This is a genomic window from Streptomyces beijiangensis, from assembly GCF_017315755.1.
Classification (GTDB): domain Bacteria; phylum Actinomycetota; class Actinomycetes; order Streptomycetales; family Streptomycetaceae; genus Streptomyces; species Streptomyces beijiangensis.
On sequence record NZ_JAFLRJ010001532.1, the window covers coordinates 1 to 289 of the forward strand.

The window sequence follows — 289 nt, forward strand, 5'->3', positions numbered from 1 at the left end:
GCGTACGAGGGCGAGACCCAGACCCCGGCCCTCGCTCTTCGTCGACCAGCCGAGCCGGAAGACGTCGGCGGCGTCCCCGTCCGGCACGCCGGGTCCTGTGTCCGCGACCCGCAGCAGGAGTTCGCCGTCGGCCGTACGCACCGAGACCGTGACGCGGGCGCCCTCGCTGCCCTGGGCCGAGTCCAGCGCGTTGTCGATGAGGTTGCCGAGAAGGGTGACGAGGTCGCGCGGCGTGGAGCTCGTCCTGGCGGAGGAGAGCGAGATCGAGGAGGGGCTGCTGCCGCCGCGC

1 protein-coding gene is annotated in these 289 nt (G+C 73.7%); it reads right to left on the reverse strand.

The features are described from left to right. The coding region (locus J0695_RS42570) for a sensor histidine kinase (protein WP_206970133.1) at positions 1–289 on the reverse strand (289 nt) is incomplete at both ends.